Origin of the sequence: Mycolicibacterium vinylchloridicum (assembly GCF_013404075.1) — a bacterium.
Lineage (GTDB): Bacteria > Actinomycetota > Actinomycetes > Mycobacteriales > Mycobacteriaceae > Mycobacterium > Mycobacterium vinylchloridicum.
In genome coordinates, this window is the sequence record NZ_JACBJQ010000060.1 from 12,390 (window position 1) to 29,529 (window position 17,140).

Here is a 17,140-nt window from a genome sequence, read left to right on the forward strand (position 1 = left end):
AGCCACTGTGCCCGCCTCTCAGGATGAAATCATCGCCGGTCTCGCCGAGATCATCGAAGAAGTGACCGGTATCGAGCCGTCTGAGGTCACCCCGGAAAAGTCGTTCGTCGACGACCTGGACATCGACTCGCTGTCGATGGTGGAGATCGCCGTTCAGACCGAGGACAAGTACGGCGTGAAGATCCCGGACGAGGACCTCGCCGGTCTGCGCACCGTCGGTGACGTCGTCTCCTACATCCAGAAGCTCGAGGAAGAGAACCCGGAGGCTGCTGCCGCCCTGCGCGAGAAGTTCGCGGGCGAATGAGCAGGCCTTCCACTGCTAACGGCGGTTTCCCTAGCGTTGTCGTGACCGCCGTCGAGGCCACCACGGCGCTCGCCACGGATATCGAGAGCACGTGGAAGGGCCTGTTGGCAGGCGACAGCGGCATCCGCGAACTCACCGACGATTTCGTCACCAAGTGGGACTTGCCGGTGCGTATCGGCGGCCACCTCGTCGAGGACATGGACAGCCACCTCACCCGCGTCGAACTGCGTCGCAATTCCTATGTGCAACGCATGTCGCTGGTGCTGTCCCGACGGCTATGGGAGAACTCCGGTAAGCCCGAGGTCGACCCCGACCGCTTCGCAGTGGTGATCGGCACGGGTCTGGGTGGCGGCGAGAAGATCGTCGAGACCTACGACGCGATGAACGAGGGCGGCATTCGCAAGGTGTCGCCGCTGGCCGTTCAGATGGTCATGCCGAACGGTGCGGCCGCGGTCGCCGGCCTGGAACTGGGCGCCCGCGCCGGGGTCATCACCCCGGTGTCGGCGTGCGCGTCCGGGTCGGAGGCCATCGCCCACGGGTGGCGGCAGATCGTCATGGGTGACGCGGACTTCGCGGTCGTCGGCGGTGTCGAGGGCACCATCGAGGCGTTGCCGATCGCGGCGTTCTCGATGATGCGTGCCATGTCGACGCGCAACGATGACCCCGCCGGGGCGTCGCGCCCGTTCGACAAGGATCGCGACGGGTTCGTCTTCGGCGAGGCCGGCTGCATGATGATCATCGAGACCGAGGAGCACGCCAAGGCCCGTGGCGCCAAGCCGCTGGCCCGGCTCATGGGTGCGGGCATCACCTCGGACGCGTTCCACATGGTGGCTCCGGCGCCGGACGGCCTGCGTGCCGCCCAGGCGATGAAGCGGGCGATGGAGACTGCTGGCTTGTCCCCCAAAGACATCCAGCACGTCAATGCGCACGGAACAGCCACCCCGATCGGTGACACCGCCGAGGCCAACGCGCTTCGGGTCGCCGGGTGCGAGCATGCCGCGGTCTACGCGCCGAAGTCGGCGCTGGGCCACTCCATCGGCGCCGTCGGCGCCCTGGAATCGGCGCTCACGGTGCTCGCGCTGCGTGACGGCGTCATCCCGCCCACGCTGAATTACGAGACACCGGATCCGGAGATCGATCTGGACGTCGTCGCGGGCGAACCGCGCTACGGCGACTACCAGTACGCGATCAACAACTCGTTCGGATTCGGCGGGCACAACGTGGCGCTGGCCTTCGGTCGCTACTGAGCCGTTCAGGGGGAAAGGATTAGCAGGAAGCAATGGCAGGGTTGACACAATTGTCAACGGGGAATGGCTTCCCCAACGTGGTCGTCACCGGAATCGCGATGACGACCGCCCTGGCATCCGACGCCGAAGGCACCTGGAAGCGGGTGCTGGACGGTCAAAGCGGCATTCGACTTCTCCACGACGACTTCGTCGAGAAGTACGACCTGCCGGTCCGCATCGGGGGGCACCTGCTCGAGGATTTCGACGGTGAGCTGACGCGGGTCGAGCTGCGCAGGATGTCATATCTGCAAAAGATGGCCACCGTCATCGGCCGCCGGGCCTGGCAGCACGCCGGGTCACCGGAAGTGGATTCCAAACGGCTGATGGTGGCCCTCGGCACCGGGATCGGTTCGTCCGAAGAACTGCTGTACGCCTACGAGGCGATGCGCGCCAAAGGCTTGCGAGCGGTGTCACCGCTCGCAGTCCAGATGTACATGCCCAACGCGGCCGCGGCGGCCGTCGGGCTCGAGCTCAAGGCGAGGGCCGGGGTCATCACCCCGGTCTCGGCTTGTGCCTCAGGCTCGGAGGCCATCGCGCAGGCCTGGCGACAGATCGTTCTCGGCGAAGCCGACATCGCGATCTGCGGTGGCGTCGAGACCAAGATCGAGGCCGTGCCGATCGCGGGCTTCGCCCAGATGCGCATTGTCCTGTCCACCAGCAACGATGACCCGGCCGGCGCTTGTCGGCCGTTCGACAAGGACCGCAACGGGTTCGTCTTCGGTGAGGGTGGCGCGATGATGATCATCGAGACCGAGGAGCACGCCAAGGCTCGCGGTGCCAACATCCTCGCGCGCATCATGGGCGCAGGCATCACCTCGGACGGCTACCACATCGTGGCACCCGACCCCAACGGTGAACAGGCGGGTCACGCGATCACGCGGGCAATCCAGCTCGCAGGTCTGCAGCCCTCCGATATCGATCACATCAACGCCCATGCGACGGGCACCCAGGTGGGTGACGTCGCGGAAGGCAAAGCGATCAACAATGCTCTCGGCACTCATCGCCCGGCGGTCTACGCGCCCAAATCGGCGCTGGGCCACTCGGTGGGTGCCGTCGGCGCGGTGGAGTCGATCCTCACCGTGCTCGCGCTGCGGGACGGCGTCGTGCCGCCCACGCTCAACCTGCGCAACCTCGATCCGGAGATCGATCTGGACGTGGTGGCCGGCGAACCCCGGCCAGGCAACTACCAGTACGCGATCAACAACTCGTTCGGATTCGGTGGTCACAACGTGGCGATCGCCTTCGGGAGGTACTGACAACACCACGTGTGTTGACGGTGCCGACTGAAACCCCGTGCGCATATAGGAGGTTCAGATGACGACCATCGCCCCTGAGACTGTCGGCGAATCGCTCGACCCGCGCGACCCGCTGCTGCGGCTGTCCACGTTCTTCGACGACGGCTCGGTCGAGCTGCTGCACGAGCGTGACCGCTCCGGAGTGCTGTCCGCGGCCGGCACCGTCAACGGCGTGCGCACCATCGCGTTCTGCACCGACGGCACCGTCATGGGCGGCGCGATGGGGGTCGAAGGCTGCCAGCACATCGTCAACGCCTACGACACCGCCATCGAGGAGCAGACCCCGATCGTGGGCATCTGGCACTCCGGCGGCGCCCGGCTGGCCGAAGGTGTGAAGGCGCTGCACGCGGTCGGACTGGTCTTCGAGGCCATGATCCGTGCGTCGGGCTACATCCCGCAGATCTCGGTCGTGGTCGGCTTCGCCGCCGGCGGCGCGGCCTACGGTCCCGCGCTGACCGACGTCGTCATCATGGCGCACGAGGGCCGGGTGTTCGTCACCGGACCCGACGTCGTGCGCAGCGTGACCGGCGAGGACGTCGACATGGCCTCCCTCGGCGGCCCCGACACCCACCACAAGAAGTCCGGTGTGTGCCACATCGTCGCCACCGACGAGCTCGACGCCTACGCGCGCGGTCGCCGGTTGATCGGATTGTTCTCCCAGCAGGGCCATTTCGACAAGAGCAAGGCCGAGGCCGGCGACTCCGACCTGCACGCGCTGCTGCCCGAGTCGCCTCGCCGCGCCTATGACGTGCACCCACTGGTGGAGGCACTGCTGGATGCGGACACCCCGTTCGAGGAGTTCCAGGGCAAGTGGGCGCCGTCGATCGTCGTCGGCCTGGGCCGGCTGTCGGGCCGCACCGTCGGCGTGATCGCCAACAACCCGCTGCGCCTGGGGGGCTGTCTGAACTCCGAAAGCGCCGAGAAGTCAGCACGTTTCGTGCGCCTGTGCGACGCCTTCGGCATCCCGCTGGTGGTCGTCGTCGACGTGCCGGGTTACCTGCCCGGCGTCGATCAGGAGTGGGGCGGGGTCGTGCGCCGCGGCGCCAAGCTGCTGCACGCCTTCGGCGAGGCGACCGTTCCCCGGGTCACGCTGGTGACGCGAAAGATCTACGGCGGGGCCTACATTGCGATGAACTCGCGGTCACTGGGCGCCACCAAGGTGTTCGCCTGGCCGGACGCCGAGGTCGCTGTGATGGGCGCCAAGGCTGCTGTCGGCATCCTGCACAAGAAGAAGCTGGCCGCCGCGCCGGATCACGAGCGGGAAGCCCTGCACGAGGAACTGGCCGCCGAGCACGAGCGGATCGCCGGCGGGGTGGACAGCGCGGTCGAGATCGGCGTGGTCGACGAGAAGATCGACCCGGCGCACACCCGCAGCAAGCTGACGCAGGCCCTCGCCGAGGCTCCGGCCCGGCGCGGACGGCACAAGAACATCCCGCTGTAGTTCCCAGCGCGAACAGTCGTCGCTAGATCACCGCGCGCTGAGCACCGTCGGCGCGGATGCGCATGGCGTCGCGCCCCGGCGGAACGCCGAACAACCGGCGGTACTCGCGGGTGAACTGCGAAGGGCTGTCATAGCCGACGCGATGCCCGACGCCTGCGATGTCGCCGGGCTCGCTGACCAGCATCGAGCGGGCCTCCTGCAGTCGAATGCGCTTCTGAAACTGCAAGGGGCTCATGGCGGTAACGCCCCGGAAGTGCCGATGGAACGTCGACGGGCTCATCCCGGCCACCGCAGCCAGCTCCTCGATGCGCATCGGCTCAGCGTAGTTCTCCCTGATCCAGCCGATCGCCCGGCTGACATAGGACAGGTTGCTGTCGGCCAGTCCGATCTGCCGCACCGTCTCCCCCTGCGGCCCGGTCAGCAATCGCCAGACGATCTCACGCTCGATCAGCGGCGCCAAGATGGTTGCATCCAAAGGCTTTTCAAGCAGCCGCAACAACCGGACCGCTGCATCGAGCAACTCTGCATCGGCGTCAGATGTCGACATCGCCGAATTCGTGGTCGCGCCGCGAGCCCACCGCGCAGCCGGCGCCTGCAACACCAGACCGGCCACCACCGCGGGCCGCAGCACGAGCGCCATCCCCAATGACGGCCCGTCCCCGGTATCGATGAAGTGCCCGGTGACCGGTAGATCGGCGGTCACGACCAGACACTGCCCCGCGCGGTACTCGTGGACCTCGTCACCGAGCAGTAGGCGCTTGCCACCTCGGGCCATCACGACGACCAGCGGTTCGGTCAGGGAGTAGTCCGGTGTCGCCGATGCCGCCACGCACGACACCAGCAGCCCGTCGATCGAGGTCTGCAGGTCGGCCCTGGCGTGGGCCGCGATCAGGTCGCACATCTCCGCCAGCCGACTCTCGCGGTCCATGTCCAGATTTCATCAAAATCGATCGGATCATGCAAGACCTGGATCGCATCGGTCTACCTATGCGCTCGACATTCGGATTTGATGGATATGTCAGACACACCCATTAAGGAGCGTTTCATGCCACTCGATCACTACGTCACCCTGGGCCGGTCCGGTCTGCGGGTCAGCCCGTTCGCCCTCGGCGCGATGACATTCGGCGAAGACGCCGGCGGAGCGGGCTCCAGCGTGGAGGAGTCCGAGAAGATCCTCGAGGCCTACCTGGATCGCGGGGGCAATTTCGTCGACACCGCCAACTTCTACACCAACGGCCACTCGGAGAAGATCCTCGGCGACTGGTTCGCCGCCCACCCGGGCCGGCGCGACCGGGTCGTGCTGGCCTCGAAGTTCTTCGCCAACCTGCACCCCGGCGATCCCAACGGCGGCGGTGCCGGACGTAGCGCGATCCTCGCGCAACTACGAGAAACATTGCGCCGCTTGAACACCGACTATCTGGACCTGTACTGGTTGCACAACTGGGACCGCAACACCCCGATCGAGGAGACCCTGCGCACGCTCGACGACCTGGTGCGCGCGGGAACGATTCGCTACATCGGGTTCTCCAACACCCCCGGATGGATGACCGCCCAGGCGCAGACCACGGCGGTGCTGCGCGGGTGGGCGCCGCTGATCGCACTGCAGGTCGAATACTCGCTGCTGGCACGCACTGTCGAGGGCGAACTGGCGCCGCTGGCACTCGACCAGGGTATGGCGCTGGTGCCGTGGAGCCCGCTGAAGAACGGTTTCCTGTCCGGCAAGTACCGCCGCGGGGCGACCGTCGATGATTCGGTGCGCGCCAACTACGTCGGCGGACCCAGCGAGGACGAGTTCGTGGTCATCGACGCAGTCACCGCCGTCGCCGACGAGATCGGCACGACGCCGGCCGCGGTGGCACTGGCCTGGCTGCGGGCCCGGCAGGGCACCGTCGTACCGATACTGGGGGCGCGTCGGATGGCGCATCTCGAGGACAACCTGGCGGCGGTCGACGTCACGTTGACTCCAGCGCAGCTGCGGCGCCTCGACGAGGTGTCCGCGCCGACGCTGAACTACCCGGCCGACGTGAATGGGGCGACCCGCTCGATGCTGCAGTTCGCCGGCACCACCGTGGACGGCGAGCCGTCGACGGTCTATCCCCCGCTGACGCAGAGTGCCATCCGGTACTGAATCAGGCGCGGGCCAGCAGTTCCTCGGCCACGGCCAGTGCCCGGTTGCGGTCGGACTCGACCAGCCCGATGCGGGTCCGCCTGTCCACGATGTCATCGGCGCTCAGCGCGCCTTCATGCGTCACGGCGAACTCGAATTCCGCACGGGTGACGTCGATTCCGTCGGCAACCCGGTCGGTCGGCCGTTCGCACCGCGCCGAGGCGATCACGTTCGGCGCTTCGGCGCCATATCGAGCGACCAGGGAGCTCGGCAGGTGACTCGTCGTGCGCAGTGTGGCAACCGGATTGGCGGCCGCACCGACCAGCGGCAGATTCCGGGTGCGGCACGGTCGGGCGGAGATCGAGCGGGCAGCCAGCGCGCGATCGAGAGCATCCTCGGCCATGTACCGGTATTCGGTGAGCTTGCCGCCGACGATGCTGAACATGCCCGAATCGGACTCGATGACCGCGTGCTCCCTCGAGAGGTCCGACGTCCTACCCGTCCCGGTGTCGATCAGCGGGCGCAAGCCCGCATACGAGCCCTTCACATCAGCGGTCGTCAGCGCGCCACCCAGCGCCGTGTTGACGGTGTCGAGCAGGAAGCTGATCTCGCCGGGAGTCGCTTCCGGCACGTCGGGAATCGGCCCAGGGGCGTCCTCGTCCGTCAGCCCGAGGTAGACGCGGCCGAGCTGTTCGGGCATCGCGAACACGAACCGGTTGATCTCACCGGGGATCGGAATGGTCAGCGCGGCAGTCGGATTGCCGAACGACGCGGCGTCGAATACCAGGTGCGTGCCCCGGCTCGGCCGCAGCTTGATCGTGGAATCCACTTCGCCGGCCCACACGCCCGTCGCGTTGATCACCGCACGCGCCGTCACGTCCAGCGTCTCTCCGGTCAACTCGTCACGCAGTTGCACCGAGGTGCCGGTGGCGGCCACCGCGGACACCCGGGTCAGGACCCGCGCCCCGTGCTGCGCGGCGGTGCGCGCGACGGCGGTCACCAGCCTGGCGTCGTCGATCAGCTGGCCGTCATAAGCGAGCAGACCGCCGTCGAGACCGTCGCGACGCACGGTCGGCGCCATCGCCACCGATTGCGAAACGCCGATCCGCCGCGACCGCGGCAACGTCGACGACTTGGTGCCGGCCAGGATCCGCAGTGCATCGCCGGCCACGAAACCGGTTCGTATCAAAGCTCGTTGGGCTCGACCCATCGACGGCAGCAGCGGGACCAGCTGCGGCATCGGCCTGACCAGATGCGGGGCGTTGCGGGTCATCAGGATTCCGCGCTCGACCGCGCTGCGCCGTGCGATGCCGACATTGCCGGTGGCCAGATAGCGCAGGCCACCGTGGACCAGCTTGGAACTCCAGCGGCTGGTACCGAAGGCGAGGTCGTGCTTCTCGATGAGCAACACCGACAGCCCGCGGCTGGCCGCGTCGAGTGCGATGCCGGTGCCGGTGATGCCGGCGCCGATGACGACGACGTCGAGGCGGCCGTCGTCACCGAGATCGGCCAGTTCGGCACTCCGCCGGGCGGCAGTCAGGGCGGTGAGGTCACTCATGGGGCGAGGTATCCGTTCAGGGCGCGGGACAGCTCAGCGCTCAGCGCCTCGCCGTCGAGGATGGGTTCGACGATCTGCGCGGACTGGATGGCGGACTGCCCGATGAGCAGCACCATCGCCGACATCTTGTGGACATCCCCGGCACGAACACTGCCGTCGGCCTGGGCCGCGCGCAGCTCGTCGACGAACAGATCGATCAGGATCTGCTGGCTGGTCCCGAGGCGCCCGGCGATGTAGACCATCGCCAGGTCGGGGGCGGAGCGCAGCACCGAGGTGATGAGTTCGTCGTCGCGCAGGCGACGGGCCACCTCGACAATCCGCTCGACCAGACCGGTGCGGCCGGGGTGGATCGCCGGCACGGCGCGCCAGGTACCGGTGATCCGGTCGGTGAGCAGTGACGCCACGATCGTATTGGTGTCCGGCCAGCGGCGATACACCGTGGGACGGCTCACGCCCGCCCGCCGGGCGATCTCGGCCAGCGTCACGCGCTCGACCCCGAAATCGCGGACGCAGCTGGCCGTGGCGGCCAGGATCCGGTCGCCCACGTCCAGCGATTCGTCGTTACTGATTGACAACATCTGTAATACTGTAACGCATGAGCAATGATGCCCGCACCCTCGTTCCCCCGATGGCCTGGAACGCGTGGGGTGACCCCGAGGCCGCCAAGCCCCTCTCCGACGGCATCCGGGCCCTTCTCGAACAGGCGCTCGGGGTGACGGTCAGCGAGATCCCCGCACCATCCATCGACGAGGTCCAGGTGCGTCCGTCGTCGTTGGCAGACGTTCATCGAGATGCGCTCGCCGAGTTCGTGGGCGCCGATTACATCCGGACCGACGACCAGGGCCGGCTGCGGTACGCGGGCGGCAAGTCCACGCTGGACCTGTTGCGCCGCAAGCAGACCCACCAGGACGCTCCGGATGCGGTGCTCCTTCCCGGCAGCGAGGACGAGATCGCGACCGTGCTGCGCTATTGCTCGCAGCACGGCATCGCGGTGGTGCCCTTCGGCGGCGGCACCAGCGTTGTCGGCGGGCTCGACCCGATCCGGGGCGATTTCGCCGCCGTCATTTCGCTGGACCTGCGCCGCCTCGACGCGCTGCACTCGCTGGACGAGACGTCGATGCAGGCCGAGCTGGGCGCCGGCGTCACCGGCCCGGATGCCGAGCGACTGCTGGGTGAACGCGGCTTCTCACTGGGGCACTTCCCGCAGAGCTTCCGGTTCGCCACCATCGGCGGCTATGCGGCCACCCGCTCGTCGGGGCAGGATTCCGCAGGATACGGCCGGTTCAACGACATGATCCGCGGGCTGACGGTGGTCACCCCGGTCGGTGTCCTCGACCTCGGCCGCGCGCCTGAGACCGCCGCCGGGCCCGATCTGCGCGAACTGTTCTCCGGGTCCGAGGGCGTCTTCGGCGTGATCACCCGGGTGCGTCTGCGGGTGCATCCCGTCCCGGAGACGACGCGCTACGAGGCCTGGTCGTTCCCCGACTTCGCCACCGGCGCGGCCGCGCTGCGTGCGGTCGTCCAGATCGGCACCGGGCCGACGGTGCTGCGGTTGTCCGACGAGGCCGAGACCGGCGTGAACCTGGCGACCACCGGAAACATCGGCGAGCAGAGCGTCACCGGCGGGTGCCTGGGGCTGACGCTTTTCGAAGGCAGTGCCGCACACACCGAGAGCAGGCACGCCGAAACCCGCGCAGTTCTGGAAGCCCAGGGCGGCACCTCACTGGGCGAGGCCCCGGCACGGGCGTGGGAGCACGGTCGTTTCGACGCACCGTATCTGCGCGATTCGCTGCTGGCGGCCGGGGCGTTGTGCGAGACGCTGGAGACCGCTACCACGTGGGCCAACCTGACCGCGCTGAAGACCGCAGTCACCGAGGCGCTGACCGCTTCGCTTGCCGAAAGTGGCACACCGGCGTTGGTGATGTGCCACATTTCGCATGTGTATCCCACCGGAGCATCGCTGTACTTCACCGTGGTAGCCGGCCAGCGCGGCGACGTGGCCAAGCAATGGATGGCTGCCAAAGTCGCTGCTTCCGAAGCGATTTCACGCACCGGCGGAACCATCACCCACCACCACGCGGTCGGGGCAGATCACCGCCCGTGGATGGCCGGCGAGATCGGCGAACTCGGCGTGAAGGTACTGACGGCCGTCAAGCAGGCCCTCGACCCGGCGGGGATCCTGAACCCCGGCAAGCTGATTCCATGATTTCCCACGTCACCGTTCTGACGAATCCGAAGTCGGGCCACGGCAGCGCGCCTCACGCCGGCGAAAGGGCGGTGGCTCGATTTCAGGAACTCGGGATCGACGTCACCGGGATCGTCGGCCGCGATGCCGTCCACGCCCGTGAACTGGTCGACGATGCGCTCACCCGCGAGACCGACGCCCTGGTCGTGGTGGGCGGTGACGGCGTGATCAGGTTGGCTCTTCAAGCGTTGGCGCACAGCGACATTCCGCTGGGCATCGTTCCTGCCGGCACCGGCAACGACCATGCTCGCGAGTACCGGCTGCCGACCGCTGATCCGGTGGCGGCCGTCGACGTGATCGCCGCCGGACACATCGAGACCGTCGACCTCGGGCACATCAAGGGCGCCGACGGATCGAGCACCTGGTTCGGGACGGTCGCCGCGACGGGATTCGACTCACTGGTCAGCGATCGGGTGAACCGGATGAGCTGGCCGCACGGGCGGATGCGCTACAACGTCGCGCTGGTCGCCGAGATTTCCAAGTTGCGTCCGTTGCCATTTCGGATGGTGTTCGACGGTGAGCGAGAGATCGTCGCCGACCTCACGCTGGCGGCGTTCGGCAACACGCGCAGCTACGGCGGCGGCATGCTGATCACGCCGGGGGCGAATCACTCCGACGGAATGCTCGACATCACGATGGTGGGCGCGTCGTCACGCACGAAGCTGATCCGGTTGTTCCCAACGGTGTTCAAGGGCACGCACGTGAACCTTCCACAGGTCACCACTGCCCGGGCGCGCACCATCACCGTCGACTCCCCCGGCATCAATGCCTACGCCGACGGCGACTATGTGTGTCCGCTCCCCGCCGAGATATCCGCGGTCCCGGGCGCCCTGAAAATCCTCTGTAACGCACCGTAGGGGTCGCACCACTGTGGGGCGGGACGATGCGGCGAGGCTGCCCGTTCGGCCCCACCGAAGCAACCCCACGACAGTAAACGAGGAACCTCGCGCCATGAAGAAAATGACCATCGCCACCGCATTCGTCGGCGCCCTGACAGCGGCCGCGCTCTGTCCGGCCGCCACCGCGGCCGCTGATTCGACCAATGCTGCAGATGTCGTCAAGATGCTGCAGGACCAGGGTTACAACGTGCAATTCAACATGCCATCGAATATGACGCTGAACAGGTGCACCGTCACCGGGGTCCATGGACTCGTGGTGATGATGATGTCCGACGGGCAGCTCATGGTGATGACCGGCCAGCAGAATCCCGGCAGCGTCTACGTCGACCTGTCCTGCGCCTCCGACAGCAACAACTGACTAGCGCTCCAGCGCCTTCGCGCAGCCGTCCAGGATTGCGCGGAAGTTCCACGGCAGTAGGCGCGAGGTAAGCGCCTCCATCGGCTTACCTCCGCCGCGCCCGGGGTGCCTGTAGGTGCTGACCCAGTCGACATGGGTGCCGTCCCCGTCCGGGGTGAACGTCAGTGTGCCGCCTTCGTGGTCGAAGGCCGGAACCGATTTGACGATCAGATAGCTATAGCTGTGCGGCGGATCGTAGGCGGTGATCTCCTCACGGAACCACAGGCCGATCGCGAAGCCGGTCCGGATCGCCCCCGGGCCGGGAGGCGGTGAGTCCTTGGCCCAACCCGAAGTGACGATCAGCGGAGCCGTATTCAGGTTCACCGGGTCGGCCAGCCAGTCGAAGACTTTGTCCGGCGGTGCGAAGATCGTCTTCTCGACGTGCAGCTGAACCATGGGCTTCAGGCTATGCGCTGAGGCGCTCGGGCATCAGTGCGCATAGGTGAAGACGAGAGCGCTACCTAAGCCTTCCTTGCCTGCACCGGTAGGCCAACCCCCACCGACCATCGGCATCATGCAGCCCAACGGGCCTACCGCTTGGCAGCCGAACGCAAACTCAACGACGCGCACGTCGCCGAACGAAACAAGCCGCCGCCGTTTTGAGTGAAATCTATTGTGGGCGCAGGCCTGCGAGCATGAGCCCCACCATCTGACGGGCGTCGTAGTTCGGATCGCTTTCGGCGCCGATACACAGGTTGCCTATGCCGCGCATCAAGCCGTAGGCCTCAACGCCGGGGACGATTTCGCCCGCATTGGCAGCGGACTCGAGCAGCTGTGCACACACCGGTACCAAGCGGTCCAAAAAGTATGCGTGCAAGGTCCCGAATGCCGCGGCATCGGATTGCATCGCGCCGGCAAGGCCGTGTTTGGTGACAAGGAAGTCGATGAACAGCTCGACCCAGTCCGACAGCGCCGCAAGCGGTGAGTCCTTCTCGGCCAACAGGACCGGCCCGGCCTCAGCACAGGCCTCGACCTGGTGTCGGTACACCGCGGTGATGAGGTCGGCTCGGGTCGGAAAATGCCGATAGATCGTGCCGACGCCAACTCCCGCACGCGCAGCGATGTCACGTACCGGCACGTCGACGCCGGCCGCGACAAAGCTTGCGGCCGCCGCGGCCAACAACGTCTCGGCGTTGCGTCGGGCGTCGGCGCGTTTACGCGGTGACTCAGCCCCTTCACGCGTGGGCAACAACCCTCCCATTGCAAAGCGGAACAGTGTTCCGTAACGTCCAGATCGGAACGTCGTTCCGTTTACTGAAGTCTAGATCAGCCCAGGGAGGATTCCATGCCATCACGGCCACGATTCGGCATCATGACCGCGCCCTCACAGGTCTCCTACGACGACATCGTGCGTGTCTGGCAGGAAGCCGATGCCATCCCGGCGATCGAACACGCATGGCTTTTCGACCACCTGATGCCGATCTTCGGGGACCCCGACGGGCCGATCTTCGAAGGCTGGACGTTGCTCTCGGCGCTGGCGGCCCAGACCGACCGGCTGCGGCTGGGCCTGCTGGTCACCAGCAACCGCTTCCGGCCTGCCGCGCTGCTCGCCAAGATCGCGACCACCGTCGATATCGTCGCCAACGGTCGGTTGGATTTCGGCATCGGCGCGGGATCTCGGCCCGGCCATCCCCTGGCCCGGCGTGAATACGACGCTCACGGGCTGCGCTACGACGACTTCGGTGGCTCCATGGACGCCCTCGACGAGGCGCTCACAGTGATCCGCCGGCTATGGACCGAGGCCGAGCCGTTCGATGTCGCCGGGCATCACGTCACCCTCACCGGCGCGTTCGGCAACCCCAAACCGGTCCAGCGACCGCACCCGCCGATCATCACCGGCGGCCGCTCCCCTCGATTGCTACGAATCACCGCCAAGCATGCCGACCTGTGGAACATCCCCGGCGGGGACATCGACGATGCGAAGGACCGCAGCGCGCTGCTGGACCGTTACTGCACAGAAGTCGACCGCGACCCAGGCAGCATCGTCCGCTCGATGCACATCCCGGTCTCCTACGACCAACCCCAAACCACGCGCACCGCGATAAGCCAGGCCATCGACGCCGGCTTCGAGCATCTGATACTCGGACTCTCGAATCCCTATCCCGCCGGCGTTGCCCAATGGGTCGCCGACGAACTCATCGCACGCTCGGCCTAGCCGACTCCCCGGCTCAGCCAGCTGACCTCGCCGCCGTCGCCGCCATCGCGATAGGGCTCGAGCGCCTCGTCCCAGGCCGTGCCGAGCACGGAATCCAATTCGGCCGCCAGGGTGTCGGCACCGGATGCCATCAGGGTGCGCAGCCGCATCTCGCCGACCATGATGTCGCCGTTGGCGCTCATCGCCCCACTCCACAGACCCAGCTGCGGGGTATGGCAGAACCGCTCGCCGTCCACACCGGCACTCGGGTCCTCGGTGACTTCGAACCGCAGGACCGACCACGAGCGCAGCGCGTTGGCCAGCCGGGCACCGGTGCCCACGGGACCAATCCAATTGGTCACCGCACGCAGCTGCCCAGGCATGGCCGGCTGTGGGGTCCACTTCAAGTTCGCCCTGGCATTCAGGGTCGACGACAGCGCCCACTCGACATGTGGGCACACCGCTGCGGGAGAGGCGTGGACATACACCACGCCTGTCGTCGCATCGGCGAACTGGTTCGACGCACGCATCACCTTGCTCCTTCGGCTCTACGAGGGACGTCTTCCCCAACGACCTGGTGTTTCCGAAGATGCGATTGTGTCGTGCGTGTTTATTGTGCCTTGTGAGGCCCCTGTTGCGCTAGTTCGCTCCGTACACTCTCAGAACTTCATCAGAGAGCGCCGGCCACAGCGGCTTGGCCCATTCGTCGAAGTCCCGGTCCGTGAGCACGACCAGCGACAATGCCCGATCGGGGTCCACCCAGATGAAGGTGCCCGTCTGGCCGAAATGACCGAAGGTCCGCGCAGAGTTGGCAACGCCGGTCCAGTGCGGTGACTTACCGCCGCGGATCTCGAAGCCCAGCCCCCAGTCGTTGGGCCGCTGGACGCCGAACCCCGGCAACACCCCGTTCAGGCCGGGAAACTGCACGCTGATCGCACAGTCGTGCAACGGCGCCGACACGGTCCGCGGCGCCAGCAGGTCCCCCGCGAAGACCACCAGGTCGTCCACGGTGGACGTCCCGCCGTAGCCGGCCGCCGCGGCGCCGCCCGCCAAACTCGAGGCGGCCATACCGAGCGGTTCGAACATCGCCTCGGCCAGGTAGCGGCCGAACTCGATGCCCGCCGCTGTTTCGATCGTCTCGGCCAGCACCTGGAAGCCGTAGTTCGAGTAGACCCGTCGCTTGCCGGGTTCGGCCATCACCTGCGCGGAATGCATCGACAGCCCCGAAGCGTGGGCCAGCAGATGCCGGACCGTGCTGCCCGGCGGACCGGCCGGCGTGTCCAGCTCCACCACACCCTCTTCGATCGCGACCTGGGCCGCTCGCGCCACGAGGGGTTTGGTCACCGATGCGAGCCGAAACTGCGCAGCGGTGTCGCCGTATCCGGCGATCACCCCGCCGGGGCTGACCACTGCGGCGGCCGCGGCCGGAACCGGCCAGTCGGCGATCAGGTCCAATGGCGTCGGCACAGGGCGAGCCTAGTGCGGGCCCTCACTTGGTCGCGATGTAGTAGAGGTTGATCGGATCGGTGTCGATCTCGTGAACCGCGACCTCCGGAAAGCCCGCGTCGGCGAGCATCGAGGTGGCCAACTGCCGGCCCCACGCCGTTCCCAAGCCCGCCCCGCCGTAGGCCAGCGATACCGACATGCAGTGCATCGTCGACACCGTGAACAGGTACGGACTCAGCGGCACGCCGACGTTCTCTTCGAGCTTGCTCGAGGCCTTGATGTCCACCATCAACAACACGCCGCCGGGCCGCAGGGCCCGATGGATGTTGGCCAGGACGCGCGCTGGCTGCGCCTGATCGTGGATGGCGTCGAACACGGTGATGACGTCATAAGCGTCGACGACATCGAGAGCCGCGAGATCGCCGCGCACGAACGACGCGTTGTCCAGCCCTAGCCGGCCGGCCTCGGCCATTGCCGCCGCGACGCCCTCCTCGGAGAAGTCGATGCCGGTGAAGCGGCTGTTCGGGAAGGCACGTGCCATCACGTTGATCGCGTGGCCGCTGCCGCACCCCCAGTCCGAGACCTCGGCGCCGGCGCGCAACCGCTCGGGCAAGCCGGGCGCCATCGGCAGGATCGCGTCCACCAGCGCGGCGTCGAACACCTCGCCGCTCTGCTCGGCCATCAGTGCGTGGAATCTGGGGTAGTCGGTGTAGGGCAGGCCGCCGCCGTTGTGAAAGCAGCCGACGATCTTCTGCTCGATCTCGCCGAGCAGCGGGATGAACTGCGCCAGCCGCGACAGATTGTCCGGACCGGCCGCCCGCGTCAGCACGGCCGCGCGATGTTCTGGAAGCCGGTAGGTCGCCGAGTCTGCGTCGTAGTCCACGACGCCGCCAGTCACCATGCCGCCCAACCACTCCCGTACATAACGCTCATTGAGTCCGGCCGCATCGGCGATCTCTTCGCTGGTTCCCGACGACAGGCTCGCCAAGGTGTCGAACAGGCCGGTCTGATGACCGATGCTGGCCAGGATCGTCACGCTGGAGTCGTCGATTGCCCGAATCATCCGGGCGGCGAATTCCTCGGTCGTCTCGTCCGTCATCCGATCACCCGATTTCGCCGAGACCGCGGTGTGCCTCGTTGAGCCACTCATAGGCCTCGGCCGTCTCGTACCTCGATTCGCGCAGCGCCGCTTGCAACACCGTCAGCGCCTCGCGGTAGCGCCCGCGACGCACCAGCACCGCCCCCCGCAGCACGTCGTCGGCGGCATCCACCGCCTCGAGCGCACGCAGGTAGCCCTCGGCCTCGTCGAGATCACCTGCCGTCAAGGAGATTTGGATTGCACCCCGCAACAGCAGCGGCAAGTCGGTCGAGTCGGCAGCTGTGATCGCCGCCCGCAGCTCAGTGCGGGCTGCGGCCGATATCGCTGCGGCATATGCCGCGAACGCCGCTCCTACGGCTTCCAAGTAGGCCAGCCTGCGCGACGCGGGGCTCTCGGGCGCATCGGAATGCAGCGCACGGGCCCGGCTGATCCAGGTCTGCCCGATGACCCACTCACCCCGCGACAACCACGCCGAACCGAGTTCGACGGCCTTGACCGCCGCCGCGGTGGGATCGGTGCGTGTCAGCCGGACATAGACGAGTTCGCCGACGCGCGTGGACTCCCGGCGGTGACCGAGCCGCCCGGCGGCAATCGCCATCGCGTCCAGATCGTCGAGGCCCAGCGGGCCGACCGAACCCGCCCGGGAATACGCCGCATAGCTGGTTTCGAAGTCGCCGCGACGATAGGCGGCGCGGGCCGTGACCAGCAGGTCAGCCTGGGTTTCAACTCTCGCGGTAAGCAAGTCTCCACCGTAGCTTCCGACCGGGACACGCGCGGCACATTCGGCAACCGTCGCGCTAGGTGTACCTGGCCATCAGGTTGGTCACAGTCTGCTGATGGGCGGTAGGCCTCCGAGTGCGCTGTGACGGCGTTGAGTGTTGTAGACGGTTAGCCATGGCGCAAGGGCTTGGGCGCGGTCGTCGTTGGAG

Annotated in this window: 19 protein-coding genes; 9 read left to right on the forward strand and 10 right to left on the reverse strand. The window is 67.2% G+C overall.

Annotated elements, in window-relative coordinates:
* Positions 1–7: 7 nt before the first annotated feature.
* Genes acpM through HPC46_RS29165 form a run of 4 tightly spaced genes read left to right on the forward strand, consistent with a single transcriptional unit; the run spans position 8 to position 4,326 of the window.
* Positions 8–304, forward strand: coding sequence for a meromycolate extension acyl carrier protein AcpM (gene acpM / locus HPC46_RS29150; protein ID WP_005144687.1), 297 nt, complete (start codon positions 8–10; stop codon positions 302–304).
* Positions 301–1,551, forward strand: a complete 1,251-nt coding sequence (kasA, locus tag HPC46_RS29155; RefSeq protein ID WP_179475599.1) for a 3-oxoacyl-ACP synthase KasA — start codon at positions 301–303, stop codon at positions 1,549–1,551. The genes acpM and kasA overlap by 4 nt, the downstream gene beginning before the upstream one ends.
* Positions 1,552–1,583: 32 nt before the next feature.
* On the forward strand, positions 1,584–2,846 hold the full coding sequence (kasB, locus tag HPC46_RS29160; protein ID WP_325096826.1) for a 3-oxoacyl-ACP synthase KasB: 1,263 nt from the start codon (positions 1,584–1,586) through the stop codon (positions 2,844–2,846).
* A gap of 58 nt (positions 2,847–2,904) precedes the next feature.
* Positions 2,905–4,326 carry an acyl-CoA carboxylase subunit beta gene (locus tag HPC46_RS29165; protein ID WP_179475600.1) on the forward strand — a complete coding sequence of 474 codons (1,422 nt, stop codon included), beginning with the start codon at positions 2,905–2,907 and terminating at the stop codon, positions 4,324–4,326.
* Positions 4,327–4,348: 22 nt separating this feature from the next.
* On the opposite strand, the gene HPC46_RS29170 is transcribed toward HPC46_RS29165, so the two are convergent.
* Positions 4,349–5,254: an AraC family transcriptional regulator gene (locus HPC46_RS29170; protein WP_179475601.1), complete on the reverse strand. Its 906-nt coding sequence runs from the start codon at positions 5,252–5,254 to the stop codon at positions 4,349–4,351.
* A gap of 117 nt (positions 5,255–5,371) precedes the next feature.
* On the opposite strand from HPC46_RS29170, the gene HPC46_RS29175 reads away from it, so the two are divergent.
* The gene (locus HPC46_RS29175) at positions 5,372–6,454 is read left to right on the forward strand and encodes an aldo/keto reductase (protein ID WP_179475602.1); all 1,083 of its coding nucleotides are present in this window, start codon (positions 5,372–5,374) and stop codon (positions 6,452–6,454) included.
* 1 nt (position 6,455) lies between these two features.
* On the opposite strand, the gene HPC46_RS29180 is transcribed toward HPC46_RS29175, so the two are convergent.
* Together HPC46_RS29180 and HPC46_RS29185 are read right to left on the reverse strand one after the other, a co-directional pair.
* Positions 6,456–7,991 carry a glycerol-3-phosphate dehydrogenase/oxidase gene (locus tag HPC46_RS29180; RefSeq protein ID WP_179475603.1) on the reverse strand — a complete coding sequence of 512 codons (1,536 nt, stop codon included), beginning with the start codon at positions 7,989–7,991 and terminating at the stop codon, positions 6,456–6,458.
* Positions 7,988–8,569, reverse strand: coding sequence for a TetR/AcrR family transcriptional regulator (locus HPC46_RS29185; protein ID WP_179475604.1), 582 nt, complete (start codon positions 8,567–8,569; stop codon positions 7,988–7,990). The genes HPC46_RS29180 and HPC46_RS29185 overlap by 4 nt, the downstream gene beginning before the upstream one ends.
* A gap of 50 nt (positions 8,570–8,619) precedes the next feature.
* On the opposite strand from HPC46_RS29185, the gene HPC46_RS29190 reads away from it, so the two are divergent.
* The 3 genes from HPC46_RS29190 to HPC46_RS29200 all read left to right on the forward strand — a co-directional run bounded on the left by HPC46_RS29190 (position 8,620) and on the right by HPC46_RS29200 (position 11,493).
* A complete protein-coding gene (locus HPC46_RS29190) occupies positions 8,620–10,197 on the forward strand; it encodes an FAD-binding oxidoreductase (RefSeq protein WP_179475617.1) in 1,578 nt (525 codons plus the stop codon).
* A complete protein-coding gene (locus HPC46_RS29195; RefSeq protein WP_179475605.1) occupies positions 10,194–11,093 on the forward strand; it encodes a diacylglycerol kinase in 900 nt (299 codons plus the stop codon). Before HPC46_RS29190 ends, HPC46_RS29195 begins: the two co-directional genes overlap by 4 nt.
* A gap of 94 nt (positions 11,094–11,187) precedes the next feature.
* Positions 11,188–11,493 (forward strand): hypothetical protein, encoded by a 306-nt coding sequence (locus HPC46_RS29200; protein ID WP_179475606.1) that lies wholly within the window; start codon positions 11,188–11,190, stop codon positions 11,491–11,493.
* Here HPC46_RS29200 and HPC46_RS29205 read toward each other — a convergent pair whose 3' ends face one another.
* Positions 11,494–11,928 (reverse strand): SRPBCC family protein, encoded by a 435-nt coding sequence (locus HPC46_RS29205; RefSeq protein WP_179475607.1) that lies wholly within the window; start codon positions 11,926–11,928, stop codon positions 11,494–11,496.
* A gap of 214 nt (positions 11,929–12,142) precedes the next feature.
* Complete coding sequence (locus tag HPC46_RS29210; RefSeq protein WP_233716841.1) at positions 12,143–12,721, reverse strand: TetR/AcrR family transcriptional regulator; 579 nt, start codon at positions 12,719–12,721, stop codon at positions 12,143–12,145.
* Positions 12,722–12,844: 123 nt separating this feature from the next.
* On the opposite strand from HPC46_RS29210, the gene HPC46_RS29215 reads away from it, so the two are divergent.
* Positions 12,845–13,687: an LLM class flavin-dependent oxidoreductase gene (locus HPC46_RS29215; RefSeq protein WP_233716842.1), complete on the forward strand. Its 843-nt coding sequence runs from the start codon at positions 12,845–12,847 to the stop codon at positions 13,685–13,687.
* Here HPC46_RS29215 and HPC46_RS29220 read toward each other — a convergent pair.
* The 5 genes from HPC46_RS29220 to HPC46_RS29240 form a co-directional block, all read right to left on the reverse strand.
* Positions 13,684–14,196 (reverse strand): DUF3145 domain-containing protein, encoded by a 513-nt coding sequence (locus tag HPC46_RS29220; RefSeq protein WP_005144711.1) that lies wholly within the window; start codon positions 14,194–14,196, stop codon positions 13,684–13,686. The two genes, HPC46_RS29215 and HPC46_RS29220, sit on opposite strands and share 4 nt — an antisense overlap.
* A 109-nt stretch (positions 14,197–14,305) precedes the next feature.
* Positions 14,306–15,133 (reverse strand): serine hydrolase domain-containing protein, encoded by an 828-nt coding sequence (locus tag HPC46_RS29225; RefSeq protein WP_179475610.1) that lies wholly within the window; start codon positions 15,131–15,133, stop codon positions 14,306–14,308.
* Positions 15,134–15,155: 22 nt separating this feature from the next.
* Entirely contained in the window at positions 15,156–16,211 is a 1,056-nt protein-coding gene (locus tag HPC46_RS29230; protein ID WP_179475611.1) for a class I SAM-dependent methyltransferase, read from the reverse strand.
* A 4-nt stretch (positions 16,212–16,215) separates the two neighbouring features.
* Complete coding sequence (locus tag HPC46_RS29235) at positions 16,216–16,953, reverse strand: tetratricopeptide repeat protein (protein WP_179475612.1); 738 nt, start codon at positions 16,951–16,953, stop codon at positions 16,216–16,218.
* Positions 16,954–17,034: 81 nt separating this feature from the next.
* Positions 17,035–17,140, reverse strand: a 106-nt coding sequence (locus HPC46_RS29240) for an integrase core domain-containing protein (protein WP_179475613.1), incomplete at its 5' end; no start/stop codon positions are given.

Excerpts from the sequence above, each read along its gene's own strand:
- kasB (WP_325096826.1), top strand. The coding sequence starts at position 1,584 with ATGGCAGGGTTGACACAATTGTCAACGGGGAATGGCTTCCCCAACGTG.
- HPC46_RS29180 (WP_179475603.1), bottom strand. The coding sequence starts at position 7,991 with ATGAGTGACCTCACCGCCCTGACTGCCGCCCGGCGGAGTGCCGAACTG.
- HPC46_RS29230 (WP_179475611.1), bottom strand. The coding sequence starts at position 16,211 with ATGACGGACGAGACGACCGAGGAATTCGCCGCCCGGATGATTCGGGCA.
- HPC46_RS29165 (WP_179475600.1), top strand. The coding sequence starts at position 2,905 with ATGACGACCATCGCCCCTGAGACTGTCGGCGAATCGCTCGACCCGCGC.
- HPC46_RS29195 (WP_179475605.1), top strand. The coding sequence starts at position 10,194 with ATGATTTCCCACGTCACCGTTCTGACGAATCCGAAGTCGGGCCACGGC.
- HPC46_RS29190 (WP_179475617.1), top strand. The coding sequence starts at position 8,620 with ATGGCCTGGAACGCGTGGGGTGACCCCGAGGCCGCCAAGCCCCTCTCC.
- HPC46_RS29185 (WP_179475604.1), bottom strand. The coding sequence starts at position 8,569 with ATGTTGTCAATCAGTAACGACGAATCGCTGGACGTGGGCGACCGGATC.
- HPC46_RS29170 (WP_179475601.1), bottom strand. The coding sequence starts at position 5,254 with ATGGACCGCGAGAGTCGGCTGGCGGAGATGTGCGACCTGATCGCGGCC.
- HPC46_RS29220 (WP_005144711.1), bottom strand. The coding sequence starts at position 14,196 with ATGCGTGCGTCGAACCAGTTCGCCGATGCGACGACAGGCGTGGTGTAT.
- HPC46_RS29215 (WP_233716842.1), top strand. The coding sequence starts at position 12,845 with ATGACCGCGCCCTCACAGGTCTCCTACGACGACATCGTGCGTGTCTGG.
- HPC46_RS29205 (WP_179475607.1), bottom strand. The coding sequence starts at position 11,928 with ATGGTTCAGCTGCACGTCGAGAAGACGATCTTCGCACCGCCGGACAAA.
- kasA (WP_179475599.1), top strand. The coding sequence starts at position 301 with ATGAGCAGGCCTTCCACTGCTAACGGCGGTTTCCCTAGCGTTGTCGTG.
- HPC46_RS29200 (WP_179475606.1), top strand. The coding sequence starts at position 11,188 with ATGAAGAAAATGACCATCGCCACCGCATTCGTCGGCGCCCTGACAGCG.
- HPC46_RS29175 (WP_179475602.1), top strand. The coding sequence starts at position 5,372 with ATGCCACTCGATCACTACGTCACCCTGGGCCGGTCCGGTCTGCGGGTC.